At 67.7% G+C, this 16208-nt stretch carries 15 protein-coding genes and 1 pseudogene; 11 read left to right on the top strand and 5 right to left on the bottom strand.

Annotated elements, in window-relative coordinates; all coding sequences use genetic code 11:
- The first annotated feature begins 210 nt into the window (after positions 1 to 210).
- The 6 genes from QH196_RS06585 to QH196_RS06560 all read left to right on the top strand — a co-directional run bounded on the left by QH196_RS06585 (position 211) and on the right by QH196_RS06560 (position 5196).
- Entirely contained in the window at positions 211 to 1017 is an 807-nt protein-coding gene (locus QH196_RS06585; RefSeq protein WP_280414848.1) for a DUF5666 domain-containing protein, read from the top strand.
- A 65-nt stretch (positions 1018 to 1082) separates the two neighbouring features.
- The gene (locus QH196_RS06580; RefSeq protein ID WP_348538052.1) at positions 1083 to 2141 is read left to right on the top strand and encodes a hypothetical protein; all 1059 of its coding nucleotides are present in this window, start codon (positions 1083 to 1085) and stop codon (positions 2139 to 2141) included.
- A 125-nt stretch (positions 2142 to 2266) separates the two neighbouring features.
- Positions 2267 to 2815 (top strand): orotate phosphoribosyltransferase, encoded by a 549-nt coding sequence (gene pyrE, locus QH196_RS06575; RefSeq protein WP_280414847.1) that lies wholly within the window; start codon positions 2267 to 2269, stop codon positions 2813 to 2815.
- 81 nt (positions 2816 to 2896) lie between these two features.
- Positions 2897 to 3955, top strand: a complete 1059-nt coding sequence (locus QH196_RS06570; protein WP_280414856.1) for a beta-ketoacyl-ACP synthase 3 — start codon at positions 2897 to 2899, stop codon at positions 3953 to 3955.
- Positions 3956 to 3957: 2 nt separating this feature from the next.
- Complete coding sequence (locus tag QH196_RS06565) at positions 3958 to 4647, top strand: lysoplasmalogenase (RefSeq protein ID WP_280414846.1); 690 nt, start codon at positions 3958 to 3960, stop codon at positions 4645 to 4647.
- 234 nt (positions 4648 to 4881) lie between these two features.
- Entirely contained in the window at positions 4882 to 5196 is a 315-nt protein-coding gene (locus QH196_RS06560) for a DUF4190 domain-containing protein (RefSeq protein ID WP_280414845.1), read from the top strand.
- A 40-nt stretch (positions 5197 to 5236) separates the two neighbouring features.
- Here the strand turns inward: QH196_RS06560 and QH196_RS06555 are convergent, their stop codons facing one another.
- Complete coding sequence (locus QH196_RS06555) at positions 5237 to 6019, bottom strand: TrmH family RNA methyltransferase (protein ID WP_280414844.1); 783 nt, start codon at positions 6017 to 6019, stop codon at positions 5237 to 5239.
- A gap of 392 nt (positions 6020 to 6411) precedes the next feature.
- Between QH196_RS06555 and QH196_RS06550 the strand changes: the two genes are divergently transcribed.
- On the top strand, positions 6412 to 7500 hold the full coding sequence (locus tag QH196_RS06550; RefSeq protein ID WP_280414855.1) for a glycoside hydrolase family 76 protein: 1089 nt from the start codon (positions 6412 to 6414) through the stop codon (positions 7498 to 7500).
- A gap of 93 nt (positions 7501 to 7593) precedes the next feature.
- Here QH196_RS06550 and QH196_RS06545 read toward each other — a convergent pair.
- Positions 7594 to 8232, bottom strand: a pseudogene (locus tag QH196_RS06545) (DedA family protein); the annotation flags it as partial.
- A gap of 30 nt (positions 8233 to 8262) precedes the next feature.
- Positions 8263 to 9006 (bottom strand): DedA family protein, encoded by a 744-nt coding sequence (locus QH196_RS06540; protein ID WP_280414854.1) that lies wholly within the window; start codon positions 9004 to 9006, stop codon positions 8263 to 8265.
- A gap of 208 nt (positions 9007 to 9214) precedes the next feature.
- On the opposite strand from QH196_RS06540, the gene fbaA reads away from it, so the two are divergent.
- Both fbaA and QH196_RS06530 read left to right on the top strand, forming a co-directional pair.
- Positions 9215 to 10249 (top strand): class II fructose-bisphosphate aldolase, encoded by a 1035-nt coding sequence (gene fbaA / locus QH196_RS06535; protein ID WP_280414843.1) that lies wholly within the window; start codon positions 9215 to 9217, stop codon positions 10247 to 10249.
- Positions 10250 to 10273: 24 nt separating this feature from the next.
- The gene (locus QH196_RS06530; protein ID WP_280414842.1) at positions 10274 to 11389 is read left to right on the top strand and encodes a BTAD domain-containing putative transcriptional regulator; all 1116 of its coding nucleotides are present in this window, start codon (positions 10274 to 10276) and stop codon (positions 11387 to 11389) included.
- A gap of 383 nt (positions 11390 to 11772) precedes the next feature.
- Here QH196_RS06530 and QH196_RS06525 read toward each other — a convergent pair whose 3' ends face one another.
- Complete coding sequence (locus QH196_RS06525) at positions 11773 to 13062, bottom strand: adenylosuccinate synthase (protein WP_280414841.1); 1290 nt, start codon at positions 13060 to 13062, stop codon at positions 11773 to 11775.
- A 201-nt stretch (positions 13063 to 13263) separates the two neighbouring features.
- Here QH196_RS06525 and QH196_RS06520 point away from each other — a divergent pair, with 201 nt between their 5' ends.
- Together QH196_RS06520 and QH196_RS06515 are read left to right on the top strand one after the other, a co-directional pair.
- Entirely contained in the window at positions 13264 to 13923 is a 660-nt protein-coding gene (locus QH196_RS06520) for a hypothetical protein (protein WP_280414840.1), read from the top strand.
- Positions 13924 to 14017: 94 nt separating this feature from the next.
- Positions 14018 to 14797 (top strand): site-2 protease family protein, encoded by a 780-nt coding sequence (locus QH196_RS06515; RefSeq protein WP_280414839.1) that lies wholly within the window; start codon positions 14018 to 14020, stop codon positions 14795 to 14797.
- A gap of 271 nt (positions 14798 to 15068) precedes the next feature.
- Here QH196_RS06515 and QH196_RS06510 read toward each other — a convergent pair whose 3' ends face one another.
- Positions 15069 to 16196, bottom strand: coding sequence for an FUSC family protein (locus QH196_RS06510; protein ID WP_280414838.1), 1128 nt, complete (start codon positions 16194 to 16196; stop codon positions 15069 to 15071).
- Positions 16197 to 16208 lie beyond the last annotated feature (12 nt).

Raw genomic sequence — 16208 nt, 5'->3', positions numbered from 1 at the left:
CCCCCCCGGGGGGGCTGGGGGGGGCCGCCCCCCGCGGGCGTGGTGATCTGCGCAACGCGGCTTCGCGGGGACAGTGGGGTGGAGGGGCGGAGCACGGGCCTGAGCACGGGTTCGCCGAGATGCACGGCGGATCGCGGTGCGGGTCGAGGTGTCGGCATGTTTATGCGCAGGGCCCGAACCGTCGCAGAGATACCGCTTAGTCTGGATGGCATGACCAACCCGAACGATCCCTGGGCAAGGCGGCCGGACGACGATCCGACCCAGCGCCTGGGTCAGCCGGGAGAATCGGCGACCGAGAAAATGCCCATGGCCGACGGCCCGGGCTTCGTGGAGCCGACCACGGCCTACCCGGGTACCGATCCCTACGGCGGTTGGGGTCAGGGGCCCAACCCGACCCGGGAAATGCCGACCTATGACAGCTACGCCTACGGCAACCCGCAATGGGGCGCTGGTGGCCCGGGCCCGCAGGATCCGTACGGGCAGCCCGGTGGCCCCCTACCCGGGCAGGAACCGCCGCGGCCGCCGTCGAACAAAACCGGTATCTGGCTGGGCGTCGGACTGGCCGCGATCGTGCTGATCGGCTTGGCCGGTGTCGGTGCCGGGATGCTGTTCAGCGGTGACGATTCACAATCCACCGCCGGCGGCGACACGACAACCAGCCGGACGCTCGGCAGGCAGGTTCCGCCGCTGCCCGAGGAATCGTTCCCCGAGCTACCGCCGCTGCCGGGCGACCCGGGTGTGCCCGATTCGGGGGATCCGAACGACCCGGACGCCGGCGGCACCACCATGGGCACGATCAGCTCCAACAGTGGTGGCACACTGACCCTGAGCACTCTCACCGGCACCGAGGTCACGGTGCATACGACCGAGGCCACCCAGGTGATATCGCTGGCGGGCGCCACGGTCGATGCGCTGCCCGCCGGGGATCTGGTGATCGTGCAGGGGCAGCAGAGCCCGGACGGATCCATTCAGGCCGAGGTGATCATCAGCACCGCCCTCGACGGGGGCGGCCGATGAGAAAACCGCGGCGCGCAGTGTGGGTGCCCGGCATTACGCCGGGCGGGTGGATAGGCTAGGCGACGATGACGGCAATGTGGTTCGGGCTGGCGGCAATCACCCTCGCGGGTGCGATCGTGCTGCTCTATTTCGACCGGCGCCAGCGGCAGCGGACCGGTCACGCGCGGCAGGTGTGGGCGAAAGCCCAGGGATACACCTATGTGTCGGTGGAACCGGCGCTCGCCTCGACCTGGCGGCGCGGTGCGCTGGCCAAGCTCGGGTACCTGACGGCGGTCGATGTGGTGACCGGTATCCGCAAGGGCGAGAAATTCGTGCTGCTGGATCTGGAGGACTCGGCGACACTGGTCGCGGTGCGCCGGCAGATCGGCTCGGATATCGACGTCGATATGCGGGTGAAGACGATGAATCCGCCCAAGGACGCCGATCTGGAACTGCTCGGTGCCATCGGTGACCGGGTGGTGTTCGCGACCAACCCGGAGATCGCCCGGCACGCGGTGGATCAGCGGATGGTCGCGTTCATCGAATCGCTGTCCGATACGGTGCAGATGCTGTGGAGCGAGGGCAATTGGACCCTCGGCATGCTCCCCGTCGGCACCTCCCCGAAGGACTGGGAGACCGGTATCGACGCCGTCCTGCGGCTGTCCGGTCTGCTGCACGTGCTACCGCCGGTCAACGAGAACCGCAACGACGAGCAGGATCCCCGCCCCGCACATCCCCGGGCCCGCATCCGTTCGGCGGAGTACGACGACGATGCTCCGGGCGGCCCGGACGACGAGTACGACGATTACGACGAGTACCCCGACGACGACTACGGTCACCCGGGGCCCAACGTCCGCTACCGCCGCGACACTCCGGAAGAAGCCGGCGACCAGGACGACCGGGGCATTCCCGGTGACGAGGTACCGCCGCGCCGGCCGAGCCTGGCCGTGGTGCCGGACGCCCGGCCCGCGAATCGCCCCCCGCGCCCCGAACCGGCCGGTGCGCGGTCCGGCGGAGCCGAGGAACCGGATCGGCCCGCCCCCGGCCGCCGTGATTCCGTCGCCGACGACGAGCACGCCCCCCGGTTGCCAGGCGGGCCCTTCCACCCTGGTTTCCGGCCGTACCAGGGTCCGGTGCCGCAGTAGCTCCGCGATGACTCGCGACCTGCGGTAACCGCCGTGGCGGCGCCCCCGTATCCTGCTCGGAAGGCGCCGAGCAGGCGCCGCGACCGTACTCGCCGCGACTCGCCTCCACGGGCGGAAGGACACCGATGATCGACCAGGCAACGACCGACCGGGATGTCTTGGCCGGGCTGGTGCGCGATTTAGCCGTCGTGCACGGCAAGGTGACATTGTCCTCCGGAAAAGAGGCCGACTACTACGTCGACCTGCGGCGGGCGACCCTGCACCACCGCGCCGGTCCGCTGATCGGCAAACTGCTGCGGGAACTGGTCGCGGACTGGGAATTCGACGCGATCGGCGGGCTCACCATGGGCGCCGATCCGGTCGCGCTCGCGGTGATGCACGCACCGGGCCGGCCCATCGACGCGTTCGTGGTGCGCAAGGCCGCGAAAACCCACGGGATGCAACGGCAGGTCGAGGGCCCGGATGTGGTCGGCAAACGGGTACTGGTCGTGGAGGACACCACGACCACCGGGAATTCCCCGCTGACCGCCGTGCGCGCGTTGCGCGAGGTGGGTGCGACGGTGGTCGGGGTGGCCACCGTGGTCGACCGAGAAACCGGCGCGGATCGCGTGATCGCCGACGAAGGGCTGCCCTATCGCTCCATACTCGGTCTGAAGGATCTGGCACTGGGCTGAACCGACGGGCTGTTCGACGTCGTATCCGGCTCCGTTAGCCTGGGAATCCGTCAGAACAGTGAGTGAAGGGTCGTGAGCGTCGTGGTGAGCATTGCGGGCAAAAAGGGGCACGACAACGTCGCGATGCTCGGAATCGGTGCCTACCGGCCGCAGCGCGTGGTCAGCAACGACGAGGTGTGCCAGGTACTGGACTCCTCGGATGAGTGGATTTTCGAGCGCAGCGGTATCCGCAACCGGCGCTGGATCAGCGGCGACGAATCGCTGCGGTCGATCTCGGTGGCCGCCGGTGGACGGGCGCTGCGCAACAGCGGAGTAGACCCCTCGCGGATCGGCGCGCTGATCCTGGCCACGTCCAGCTGGCCGATGCTGACCCCGCACGGCGCCCCGATCGTCGCCAGTGATCTGGGGATGAACGGTATTCCCGCCTTCGATCTCACCTCCGGCTGCGGTGGCTTCGGCTACGGGCTGGGTGTGGCCGCGGATATGATCCGCGCCGGTTCCGCCGAATACGTCCTGCTCATCGGCGCCGAGACGATGACCATCGGGATCGACCCCACCGACCGGGGGACGGCGTTCATCTTCGGCGACGGCGCGGGCGCGGTGGTGATCGGGCCGAGCGAGGAGAACGGGATCTCGCCGACGGTCTGGGGCAGCGACGGCGAGAACGCCGATGCCATCAAACAGGACGTCAACTTCATCGATTACATGCAGCGGGCGCAGGACCTGCAGGGCACCGATCCCGAAGTGGAGCCGGTCGGCCGGATGGCGTTGCGGATGGAGGGGCCCCGCGTTTTCCGCTGGGCGGCCGTTACCCTGCCGCGTGCGTTGTCCACGGCGCTGGATATGGCCGGGGTGTCGAAGGAAGATATCGAGGTCTTCATCCCGCATCAGGCCAATGCCCGGATCAACGAGCTGATGAAGAAGAATCTCGGCTTGGCCGACGATATTCCGATGGCGGGCGATATCGAGAACACCGGAAACACGTCCGCGGCCTCGATTCCGCTGGCCATGGAGGAGATGCTCGCGACCGGTAAAGCCAAGGGCGGGCAGCTCGCGCTGCTGCTCGGTTTCGGCGCGGGGCTCAGCTATGCGGGCCAGGTCGTCACCCTGCCGCCTGCGCCCGCCGAGGCGAGCCTGTAGTGATGCGGCCCTTCCGCGCGGGGTATCTGGTCGCGACAGCGGTCACCGTGGCGGGTGCGCTGACCGGGCGGCAATCGTTGCAGTGGGCGGCGAAACCGTTGATGATGCCGTTACTGGCGGCCGATATCGCCACCAGCACAGCGGATATCGCGCCGCCGGAACGCACCCTGCTGCTGGGGTCGCTCGGCGCCGCGACCGTCGGTGATGTGCTGCTCATCGAACCCGATGACGATCGCCGGTTGATCGCCGGTGCCTCGTCGTTCGCCGTGATGCAGAGTGGGTACGCGACGCTGTGGTGGCGCCGGGGCGCGCGTCCGCGGCCGAATACCGTCATTCCACGCGTACTGGCCTGGGCGGGGGCCGCGGGGATGTTGCGTGCCAAGGCTCCTGTGCTCGCCGCGCCGTTGAGCGCCTACGGTCTGACTCTGGGCAGCGCGGCGGTACTCGCTTCCGATGCGGCGCTGGCGCCGGGGTCGAAAAATATTGCCGGGCTCAATATTCCCGATGCCGATCCGCGCAGCCGGCTCGGCCTGGGCGCCCTGCTGTTCACGGTTTCCGACGGTCTCATCGTGGTGCGGCGGCTGTTCGCCCGCGGACAGCGATCGCGCCGGGTTATCGAGGGGATCATCCTGGCAACCTACGGCGGCGCCCAGTTCCTGCTCGCCGATCCCGAGGCGCACACTCGACGCTGATCCGGGGGCGCATGCTCGGTGCTGATCCGGGGGCGCACGGCTCGGTGGTGTTCTGGGGGCGCAGGTTCGATGGTGTTCCGGGGGCACACACTCCGTACTGAGCTGGAGGCGCACTCGCAGTAGTGGTCTCGAGGCGCGCTCGCGAGATGGAGGTCGAGGGGCAGCTGCGATACCGAGCCTCCGCCTGCGGTTTTCCGGTCGTGCGGTGTCGACCGGTGCGGTTACTATCCACGCATGAGTTACCCCACCCCGCCGCCCGGGTACGGATATCCCGGATACGGTCCGCCGCCGCCGGACCATCCGCAGACCACCACCGTGCTGGTCCTCGGGATCGTCAGTCTGTTCTGCGCGATCTGCGGTCCGTTCGCATGGGTGATGGGTAAGAAGGCGCTCAACGAGATCGACGCCTCCGGCGGCACCGTCGGTGGCCGCAGCAATGTGATGATCGGTTATGTCCTCGGCATCGTCACATCGGTGGTGCTGATCCTCTATCTGCTCGTGGTCGTCTTCTTCATCGTGCTGGCGATCATCGGGGCGGCTTCGGCCTGATATCCGCCGAGAGGTTCACCGAAGGCCGGGCCGGTGATCGTCACCAGGCGGTGGTGAGGTCGGCGTGCTGGCGGATCCAGGTGTGCATGGCGATACCCGCCGCAACACCCGCGTTGATACTGCGGGTGGACCCGAACTGGGCGATGGATACGGTGAGCACCGCGGCATCGCGGGCGCCGTCGCTCACCCCGGGGCCCTCCTGACCGAACAGCAGCATGCATCGCCGCGGCAGGCGCACGGTTTCCAGCGGCACCGAGCCCGGCACATTGTCCACGGCCACCACACTCAGGTCCTCGGAGGTGGTGAATTCCAGCAGCGCTTCGATATCGGGGTGGTGGACGATGTGCTGGTAGCGGTCGGTGACCATGGCGCCGCGCCGGTTCCAGCGGCGGCGGCCGACGATATGTACCGCGCCGGCGGCGAAGGCGTTGGCGGTGCGCACCACGGTGCCGATATTGGCGTCGTGCCCGAAATTCTCGATGGCGATATGGAAGGGGTGGCGGCGCCGGTCGATATCGGCGACGATCGCCTCCCGGGTCCAGTATCGGTACGCGTCGACCACATTGCGTCGATCGCCTTCCGCGAGCAGCACCGGATCGAGCCGGTCGTCCTCCGGCGGCGGGCCGGTGTGTTCCTCGGCCCACGGGCCGGCGCCGTGCGGGTGCTCGCCCCATTCCGTGGGGCCGGGTTCGTTTTCGAGGGGTCCGGCTGCCGTATCGTCGTCGCGCCGTGCGTCCGGATCCGGGGCCGGTGCGACCGCCGCGGTGGCCTCGGTCGGGCGATGGTCGGGGTCCGGGCCGGCCGCCGGCGCTGCTTTCGTCACGGCACGATCGTAGTTCGGTGCGCGGGGCGGGCCGCTGTTCGGCCTGGTCCGATCGAAATTGCCTGTGCGGACTCGGTTTACTGCCGGGCCGCGTTCCGCCCGCCGGGGCACGCGCGGAAGCCGGCGGCTTTGTTAACCGGTCTTGACATAGCGTGCGGACATTGCTCCATGCTCTGTCCGGCGGCAATTCACCGCGGATCCGACGCAAACGCCGGTGAATCGAACGGTTCCGCCTCGACTCGGTAACAATTGAGCGGCGAGAATTCCGTTTTTCCTGGCAATATGGGTGCATGACCTCGCCCAGCGACGATCTCGACGTTCCCCGGCGCGCGTCCGGGCAACAGCGCAGGCCGCAGGGCAACCCCGCATCACTCTGGTCCGACCGGGCCGATATGGCCGAGGCCGCCATCGTGTCGCGGCATATCGAACCGGTGTGGTTGCTGCCCGGTACCGCCCTCGGTGTGGTGGGCTGGCCCTCCACCCGGCGGGAACGTTTCTTCCTGACCTGGCACTACTGGTGGCAGGCCCATCTCATCGACTGCGCGGTCGACGCGGCCAACCGGGCGCCGACCATCGAACGGCGCAAACGGATCGGTGCTCTGGTCCGCTCGCACCGAATGCGCAATATCACCGGCTGGACCAATCGCTACTACGACGATATGGCCTGGCTCGCCATCGCCCTGGAACGCGCGGCCCGGGTGCAGGACAACGACGAAGCGCGCAGCGGCCTGGGGCCGCTGGAACAGAAATTGTTCGGTGCCTGGGACCCGGCGGTGGGCGGCGGTATCCCGTGGCGGGCCGGGGACGATTTCTTCAATACCCCCGCAAACGGCCCGGCCGGTATCGCGCTGTCCCGGCTGGGCCGCTACGAGCGGGCCGCCGAAATGGCCGACTGGATCGATAGCACGCTGCGCGATCCGGAGACCGGCCTGATCTTCGACGGTATCCATCTCCCGTCCGGCACGCTCGAGAAAACGATCTACACCTACTGTCAGGGCGTCGTGCTCGGGTTGGAGACCGAGCTCGCGGTACATACCGGTGATCCGGTCCACCTCGACCGCGTGCACCGGCTCCTCGACGCCGTCGAGGTCAACCTCACCACCGACGGGGTGATCCGGGGTGGTTCCGGCGGTGACGGCGGGTTGTTCAACGGCATCCTCGTGCGCTATCTCGCCCTGGTCGCGCTGATGCTGCCCGGTTCCGAACACGAACAACTCGCCGATCGGCGCATTGCCGCCCGGATCGTCGAGCAGTCCGCGGCGGCGGCCTGGGCGAACCGGCTCGATGTGGAGGGCGAACCGCTGTTCGGGCACGACTGGACCCGGTCGGCTCAGTTGCCGGGCGGTACCGCGGGCGCCGGCGGCGTCAACTCGAACGGCGCGGTGACTTCCTCGCGGGTCCCCGAGCGTGACCTATCGGTACAGCTCTCGGGTTGGATGCTCATGGAGGCTGCTCATCTGGTCACCGCGGCGGGGCTGTAGCTCCCACCGGTGGGCACCGGTGCCGTACGAGCGCGGCTTCGGGCTGCATTCCCCGCCGCCCAGGGTGGGCAGGGGCGTGGTGTCGGCGGTGGCCGAATCGACTTCGAAATCCTCGACGGGCTGCGCCATTTCGTGACGGTACTGCCGGATGCCGATTATCGTGCCCACGACCAGGAACACCAGCAGCGAACCGGTCACGATGGGCATGAGCCAGGAGAACTGCAGAATGAAATTGCCGGCGTAGTAACCCATCAACAGCAGGACGGGTGCCCAGATGATCGCGCCGATGGTACTGGCGATGGTGTAGCGGCGATGGTCCATACCCGCGGCGCCCGCCACCATCGGGCACAGCGTGCGCACCCACGGGATCCAGCGGGCGACGAGCACCGCGAAGAATCCGTGCCGGTGCAGCAGGTCCGTCACTCTGGTCAGGTTCTCGGTATTGATATAGCGCCCGTTCTTACGGGCGACGAGTTTGTGCCCGGTCCGGCGTCCGACGACATAACCGACCTGGTTACCGGCGATCGCGGCGAGCATCGCGCCCACCGAGAGCAGCCATACCTGGCTTTCCCCGCTCGCATGTGAGGCCATCACTATTCCGGCGGTCAGCAGCATCGAATCACCGGGCAGGAAGAGCCCGAGAATGAACGCGCATTCCAGGAAGACGAAGGTCAGCACTACCGTCCAGACCAGCGCCGGACCGGCGGAAAGCAAAGGATCGAAACTGCCCATCGCGTAGGGCTCGGCCGAGACGGACACCACTTACCGGACGGGGGTCTCGTTCGTGCCGGCCGTCGCGTGGTTCGGCACAACCGGCAGGGGCATGGTGCTGGTGACCGGGCTCGCCGGGGCCACGGCCGGAAGTTCGGCGGTGGAGACCAGGGCGTGGTCGGCGACCGTCGCGACCTCGGCCTTGCGGTTGCGCAGCTTCTTGGCCACCGCGCTGATACCCGGCAGGATCGATACGAACACGATGAGCAGGAAGATGCCCTCGACGTGATCGCGGATGAAGGCCACATTGCCGAGGAAATAACCGAGTACGGTCACTCCGCCGCCCCAGGCGACGGCGCCGACGATATCGAAGGCGACATAGCGCCGGTAGCTCATCTTCGACACCCCGGCGAGTACGGGCATGAAGGTCCGCACGATCGGGACGAATCGGGCGAGGATGATCGTTTTGGGGCCGTGTTTCTCGAAGAATTCGTGCGTTTCGGTCACATAGCTCTTCTTGAAGAAGCGGGTGTCCTCTTTGTTGAACAGCGCCGGGCCGATCGCGCGGCCGATCCAGTAACCACATTGATCGCCGGCGAAGGCGATGACCGTGACCGCGGGAAGCAGGACCCAGAGCGACACCGGAGGGTTCTCCTGCGCCGCCAGCAGACCGCCGGTGAACAGCAGCGAATCGCCGGGCAGCAGCGGGAACAGCAGGCCCGTTTCGATGAAGACGATTACCAGGATCGCCGGTAGCACCGCGTTCTTCAGCCAGGTTTCGGTCAACAGGTGCATCGGGTCGAGCAGTTCGGTCAGAGCCAGATTGCTCGTCACCGCGTCGGTAGCTGCCAGCGCAATCACCCGGCCCACAGTACCGGTTGGCGCCGGGCCCGCAGGGTGCAGCGGCGCAAACAATCCCCTTATACCGGATGGAATCCGTCTGGCTTAGGGTATGTGCAGAAACAGACAATCCCGTCTGCCGCACTACACGGAGGTCTTCACAGTGCCGATCGCGACTCCGGAGGTCTACGCCGAAATGCTCGGTCAGGCCAAGGCGAACTCGTTTGCCTTCCCGGCCATCAACTGCACATCGTCGGAGACGATCAACGCGGCGATCAAGGGTTTCGCCGAGGCGGGCAGTGACGGGATCATCCAATTCTCCACCGGTGGCGCGGAATTCGGTTCCGGCCAGGGGGTGAAGGATATGGTCACCGGTGCTGTCGCGCTGGCCGAGTTCGCGCATGTGGTCGCCGAGAAGTACGGCGTCACCATCGCGCTGCACACCGATCACTGCCCCAAGGACAAGCTGGACGGTTTCGTCCGCCCGCTGCTGGCCATCTCTCAGGAGCGGGTGAACGCGGGTAAGAATCCGCTGTTCCAGTCGCATATGTGGGACGGTTCGGCGGTGCCGATCGACGAGAATCTGTCGATTGCCCAGGAGCTGCTGTCCGCCGCGACCGCCGCCAAGATCATCCTCGAGGTCGAGATCGGCGTCGTCGGCGGTGAAGAGGACGGTGTCGAGGCCGAGATCAACGAGAAGCTCTACACCTCGCCCGCCGATTTCGAGAAGACCATCGACGCGCTCGGCGCCGGTGACAAGGGCAAATACCTGCTCGCCGCCACCTTCGGCAACGTGCACGGCGTCTACAAACCCGGCAACGTGGTGCTCAAGCCCGAGGTGCTGGCCGAGGGGCAGAAGGTCGCCGCCGCCAAACTGGGCCTGGGCGCTGACGCGCAGCCCTTCGATTTCGTCTTCCACGGCGGTTCCGGCTCGCTGAAATCGGAGATCGACGATTCGCTGCGCTACGGCGTGGTGAAGATGAACGTCGACACCGATACCCAGTACGCCTTCACCCGCCCCGTCGCCGCGCATATGTTCAGCAACTACGACGGTGTGCTGAAGATCGACGGCGAGGTCGGCAACAAGAAGACCTACGATCCGCGTAGCTACCTGAAGAAGGCCGAGCTCTCGATGGCGGCCCGAGTGGTGCAGGCCTGCGAGGATCTGCACTCCGCGGGACGCTCGATCAGTGCCTGATCGCGCCGTCGCGCTCACTGCGAGATGACGCTTGATCTCTGCGTGCTGGGGCCCGTCCGATTATCGGTCGGCGGTGAGCCGGTGGCCATCGGCGGGCCCAAACCGCGAGCGCTGCTGGCCGCGCTCGCGGTGAACCGGCGTCGAGCCGTGGCCTCGGCAACCCTGGCCGATATGGTCTGGAACGAGGCTCCGCCCGACGCCTACGCCGCGAGCCTGCAGGTATTCGTCTCCAATATCCGCAAGGCATTGCGGAATTCGGGGGTGGACCCGGCCGCGGTATTGCGTACGGAATCGGCCGGGTACCGGCTCGAGATCGCCGACGACGCCTGCGATCTCGGCCGGTTCGAGGCGGCCAGAGATGCGGGTACCCGCGCCGCGGGCGCCGGCGATCACGCGTCGGCGTCGCGGTTGTTCACCACTGCACTGCGGGAGTGGAACGGCCGCGCTCTCTCGGATCTGGCCGGCCTGGCCTTCGCGGACAGTTTCGCCACCGCGCTGGAAGAGGAACGGCTGCTGGCGGTGTCGGCGCGTTTCGACGCGGAGATCGCCTGCGGCCGCGCCGCCGCGGTGATCGGTGAACTGGTCGCGCTGACCAATGAGCATCCGCTGCGCGAACCGCTGTGGGGGCAGCTCATCACCGCGCTCTACCTCTCCGAACGGCATGCCGACGCGCTCGAGGCCTGCCGGCGGGTGCGTTCGGTTCTGGCCGAGGAACTCGGGATCGACCCCGGGCCCGCCCTGGTCGAACTGGAGCGCCGGGTGCTGCGGCAGGAGCCGCTGAACACCGTGGAGTTCAAAACCGCCGAGCGGATGGCCGCGGCGATGACCGATACCGTCACCGAGGTGCCGCGCTCGGTGCGCAGCGGGCAGCTGCGGTTGCCCGACGGACGGCTGGTGCTGGTCGCACACGGCGGTTTCAAGATCGGCCGGATGACCGATAACGATCTGATCCTCGATGATCCCAAGGCCAGCCGCTATCACGCCCAGATCAAACTGGGCCGGGCCGGGCTGCTGATCGAAGACCTGGATTCGGCGAACGGGGTCTACGTCAACGACGAACCGATAGATACCGCGCTGCTCGCCGACGGCGACGCGATCCGCATCGGAACAACCGTCCTCGCCTTCCAAGCCGCACGCTGACACCCCGGTCACCGAGTCCACCACCACCACCACCGAGTGAGCCCGTCCGGCGCGCCTTCCCCCCTGCGGCCGACAATCGCGACTACTCCCACCTCTCCGGACGGTTCACCTTGCCTGGGGTGCGGCCCGCCCGGTTCTGGAGCGACGGAGCGGGGGAGCGAAGCGGAGGAGCGGAGGAGTGAAGAACCGGGCCCGATAGGGCCCCACCCCTCGAGACGCGGAGCGTCTCCAAAATTACAGCCCGCCCCTCCACGGATGGTCGCGCCCGATAAGCCCACCTGGAATCCGGAACCCTGGCGGCCGCCGCTGGGCCACGACGAGACCGTCGGCGCCGCCCGCAACCTCGGCGGGCCCGAACGCTGAGTCAGTCCGAGCGCCGGCGCCTAACCCAGCACGTCGTGGCGGACGATGGTCTGCTCGCGACCCGGTCCCACGCCGATGCACGAGATGCGTGCCCCGGAGAGTTCCTCGAGCCGGTGCACGTAGGCCTGCGCGTTGGCGGGGAGTTCGTCGAAGGTGCGGGCCTGGGAGATGTCCTCCCACCAGCCCGGCATTTCCTCGTAGATCGGTTTGGCGTGGTGGAAACCGGTCTGGGTGGTCGGCATCTGCTCGACCCGCTCCCCGTCCACCTCGTAGGCCACACAGATCGGGACCGTTTCCAGGCTGGACAGCACGTCGAGCTTGGTGAGGAAGTAGTCGGTGATGCCGTTGACCCGGGTGGCGTAGCGGGCGATCACCGCGTCGAACCAGCCACAGCGCCGGGCCCGGCCGGTGGTCACGCCCACCTCGCCGCCGGTTTTGGCCAGGTAGGCGCCCGATTCGTCGAACAGTTCGGTCGGGAACGGGCCGGAACCCACCCGGGTGGTGTAGCACTTGAGGATGCCCAGCACCGTGCCGATCTGGTTGGGGCCGATTCCCGCGCCTACCGCGGCCCCGCCGGCGGTCGGGTTGGAGGAGGTGACGTAGGGGTAGGTGCCGTGGTCGACGTCGAGCAGCGTGCCCTGCGAGCCCTCCAGCAGCACCGTCTCGCCCCGTTCGAGCGCGAGGTTGAGTTCCAGGCGGGTATCGCTGATCCGGTGCGCGAATTTCTCCGACTGCGCCAGCACCTCGTCCACCACCTGCTGTGGTTCGAGCGCGCGGCGGTTGTAGATCTTCACCAGCACCTGGTTCTTGAACTCGAGTGCCGCCTCCACCTTCTGGGTGAGGATCTTCTCGTCGAGCACATCGGCCACGCGGACCCCGACTCGCGCGACCTTGTCCTGGTAGCAGGGGCCGATCCCGCGTCCGGTGGTGCCGATCTTGTTGTTGCCGAGGAACCTCTCGGTGACCTTATCGATGGCCACGTGGTACGGCATGATCAGATGCGCGTCGGCGGAGAGCAGCAGGCCGGAGGTGTCGACATCGCGCTCCTCCAACCCCGCGAGTTCGTCCAGCAGCACACCGGGGTCGACCACGACACCGTTGCCGATGACGTTGCGGACGCCGGGGGTGAGGATTCCGGAGGGGATGAGGTGCAGTGCGAAGTTGTCCCCGTTGGGCAGCACTACGGTATGGCCGGCGTTGTTGCCGCCCTGGTACCGCACTACCCACTGCACGCGGCCGCCGAGTAGATCGGTGGCTTTGCCCTTGCCCTCGTCGCCCCACTGGGCGCCGATGAGGACGATTGCCGGCATGGTCGTGTCTCCTACGGGTCGACGCGCAACACGCACCTCGTGCTGCAGCTACCTGCCGTAACGGGGAGGAAGCCGGGAGCACAGTCTACTCGAGGCGCCGGGGGACTCCGGGAACGGCCGCTGTACCAGGCCCGTTGTGCGAGTCGGTGCGGCGCACCCTCTACACTCGTGGGTGACCGGTCCGAGGAGGGTGTTGGGCGTTTGAGTACCCATGTTCTCCGCTGTGCCGATGCTCCGGTGCCCATTGCGCTCGCCGCCCAGCCCACCAGCCAAACCGCGGCTGTTCCCGATACCGCGCTGATCGACGAGCTGTTGCCGGTGCTGGCGGCGGATAGTTTGCCGCGGCTGATCGTGCTCGGTGACGATGCCGCACTGGCGGCGGTCCTGACCCATCTGATGCGGACCGAGCGTCTGCATGTGGAGGTGGGGTATGTGCCGCCGGACCACACCTACGCGGCACGGGCCTATCAACTCGGCACCGGGAGCGCCGCGGCGCGCCGCGCGCTGGAGGGGACGGCCGAAGAGGTGCCGCTGATCCGTGACGACACCGGCACGGTGCTGGTGGGCCGGGCCAAGATCACCGGTGTGAACGGAACGCCGCTGACCGGTGAGGCCTACGTCGACGAAACGCGGCTGTTCTCCGGCGAGGTGCGGGCGATGTTCGTGACCCCGACCCTCGAGCTGCCCGGAGTCCGGGCCAGTGTGCCGCGCCGTTTCCGGCGCCGGCGCTGGACCGCGGGGCGCGCCGCTCAGCTCGGTACGCCCGCCGCCGTGATCAACCGCGACGGTGTGCAGAGCGACCGGACGGTGCCGCGGTCGAGTTTCTACCGCCACCACGAGCCCTGGTTACTGGTCCGATGAACCGCCCGGAGACCGGCGTCCCGATCGCGGCGCCGATCGGGTGTCTTCTCCGCTGCAGGCCGGCAGCGGTTCCGGCCTCTACCGCGGTGCAGCCGTGAGTGGCAATGTCACGGCGCTGCGCCGGGGTGCGATCCGGCCCAGCCCGGTCTTCCTGCTCGTGGTGTTGCTGGCGGTGGCCGGCGGTGCGCTCGCCTGGAACGCGGAACTGGATTCGGCCTGGGCGAAGGCCGGCGTTTTCGTCCTGGTCGTCTTCGGCTGGGTGGTGAGCTTGTGCCTGCACGAATTCGCCCACGCCTATCTCGCCTGGCGCGCCGGGGACCGTGAGGTCGAGTTGCGCGGGTATCTGACGCTGAACCCGCTCAAATACAGTCATCCGCTGCTGTCGATCGTGCTGCCGATGGTGTTCATCGCGCTCGGCGGGATCGGACTGCCGGGCGGAGCCGTGTACATCCACGCTCATCAGGTGCCGCCGCGAACTCAGCGGCTGATCAGCGCCGCGGGGCCGGCGGTGAACGCGCTGTGTGCGGTGGTGCTGCTGGTGATCGTGCGGCTTTTCGGCAGCGCGCAGGATAATCCGGCGTTCTGGTTCGGGCTGAGCTTTCTGGCGTTTCTCCAGGTGACGGCGACCCTGCTGAATCTGCTGCCGATACCCGGGCTCGACGGATACGGGATCGTGGAACCCTCGCTGAGCTATCAGACCCGGCGCGGCCTGGACCAGTTCAAACCGTTCGGCATGCTCATCCTGTTCGCCCTGTTGTTCACCCCAGCGATCAACCAGGTGTTCTTCGACGCCGTCTACGCCCTGTACGACTTTTCCGGGGTTTCGGAGCAGTGGTCGCGGTACGGCGGATATCTGACCCGGTTCTGGGCGTAGCCCGGATGAGCTGGGCCCGCCCGGCGCGGCTCCGGCCGGACGGGCCCGGATACCCCGCCCGGAGCCGGTCCGGGTATCCGAAACGTGCGGCGCGCGGCAGCGCCGTCCGTCGGCAACGCGGCGTGCGGGTGGGGTCCCGACCGTACCGGCATAACCGATTCGGTCATGTTTCACATTAGTTCACGACCCCGCGCGTCGTAACGGGTAGTCCACTACGCGGAAAACCGCTGCCCCCGCGCGACCGATCCGCGTAGCGGCGGCCGCACCGCACTCAATTCTGTGGCGTGACATACGGGTTGGGCACGGTCGGCGGTAGCAGCGCCATCGCCGAAATCCGCTGCACCCCGCAGACCTGCATCAGATCCACCAGGGTCGATCGGATCTGCGCGAAAACCACATGCGACGACAGTCCGGCACCCGCAACCAGTTCCGGCCGAGCCTGTTTGGCCACCGACCGCAGGACGCGCGCCGCTTCGGCCCGGTCGGGCTGTTCGCCGCGATCGGCCAGCACCATCCGCCGCACCACATCGACCCCCTCCGCCAGCCGCTCCACCTCGTCGATCAGCCCCGGATTGAGGATTTCGTCGTCCCGCACCAGGGTCAGCGAACGTCGCAGCAGTACGCGGGTGTTGCGGACCGCGTTGTCGAGCGGATCGGCTGCCGCGCGTAATCGCTCCAGCCTGCCCCGGGAATTCCAGTAGAGCGGCGAGATGCGGATGACCTCACGCCCGCCTTCCAGCGATTTGCGCAGCGAATCCAATTGCTGCTGGGTGGCGCGGACTGCGGTGAGCGCATCCCGGATTTTGCCCGGATCCTGTTCCAGCAGCCCCTGCCCACAATCGGTGAGCGATTTGCCCACCACCCCGAGAATCGCCGCCGCCTGCTCCCGCGCCCGGCGCACCGGGTGAAGCGGTAGCGCGGCGACAACCACCACGCCCACCAGACCACCGATCAGGGCATCGACCATCCGCGACAGTCCCGCCCCGGATTCCGGCGGCATCAACGTCGCCACCAGTACGGCCGAACCGGACGCCTGGATACCGATGATCGGCCCACCGTCCAGGAAGATCGCCAGTGCCATGGCCGCAGCCACCACCAGCGCGATCTGCCACACCCCGGTACCGACCTGGGAAATGAAAAGGTCGCCGACCCCGATCCCGAGCGCGACCCCCACCACAAGTTCGAGCGAACGGCGCAACCGTGCCCCGAAAGCAGTACCGATCGAGACGATGGCGGCCGTGGGGGCGAAGAACGGCAGCGCATGGCCGACCACATCCTTGGCCAGGAACCAGGCCAGGGCCGCGGCCAGTGAGCACTGCAGAATCGGCAGCGCCGACAGCCGCAACCGGGTCCAGGAACGCCGCAGGCGCTCGGTGCCCCGGTCCCGGGCTCGGGACATTCGAGAGGTCGG

Source organism: Nocardia carnea (assembly GCF_029868325.1).
In the GTDB taxonomy this organism is placed as follows: Bacteria; Actinomycetota; Actinomycetes; order Mycobacteriales; family Mycobacteriaceae; genus Nocardia; species Nocardia carnea_C.
Note: the sequence above shows the minus strand (reverse complement) of the source record. Positions and strands in the feature narration are given on the sequence as shown.

What these genes read in the sequence shown, in the direction of transcription:
- QH196_RS06585 (WP_280414848.1), top strand. Translation starts at nt 211, where the DNA reads ATGACCAACCCGAACGATCCCTGGGCAAGGCGGCCGGACGACGATCCG.
- QH196_RS06580 (WP_348538052.1), top strand. Translation starts at nt 1,083, where the DNA reads ATGACGGCAATGTGGTTCGGGCTGGCGGCAATCACCCTCGCGGGTGCG.
- pyrE (WP_280414847.1), top strand. Translation starts at nt 2,267, where the DNA reads ATGATCGACCAGGCAACGACCGACCGGGATGTCTTGGCCGGGCTGGTG.
- QH196_RS06565 (WP_280414846.1), top strand. Translation starts at nt 3,958, where the DNA reads ATGCGGCCCTTCCGCGCGGGGTATCTGGTCGCGACAGCGGTCACCGTG.
- QH196_RS06560 (WP_280414845.1), top strand. Translation starts at nt 4,882, where the DNA reads ATGAGTTACCCCACCCCGCCGCCCGGGTACGGATATCCCGGATACGGT.
- QH196_RS06550 (WP_280414855.1), top strand. Translation starts at nt 6,412, where the DNA reads ATGGCCGAGGCCGCCATCGTGTCGCGGCATATCGAACCGGTGTGGTTG.
- QH196_RS06540 (WP_280414854.1), bottom strand. Translation starts at nt 9,006, where the DNA reads ATGCACCTGTTGACCGAAACCTGGCTGAAGAACGCGGTGCTACCGGCG.
- QH196_RS06530 (WP_280414842.1), top strand. Translation starts at nt 10,274, where the DNA reads ATGACGCTTGATCTCTGCGTGCTGGGGCCCGTCCGATTATCGGTCGGC.
- QH196_RS06525 (WP_280414841.1), bottom strand. Translation starts at nt 13,062, where the DNA reads ATGCCGGCAATCGTCCTCATCGGCGCCCAGTGGGGCGACGAGGGCAAG.
- QH196_RS06510 (WP_280414838.1), bottom strand. Translation starts at nt 16,196, where the DNA reads ATGTCCCGAGCCCGGGACCGGGGCACCGAGCGCCTGCGGCGTTCCTGG.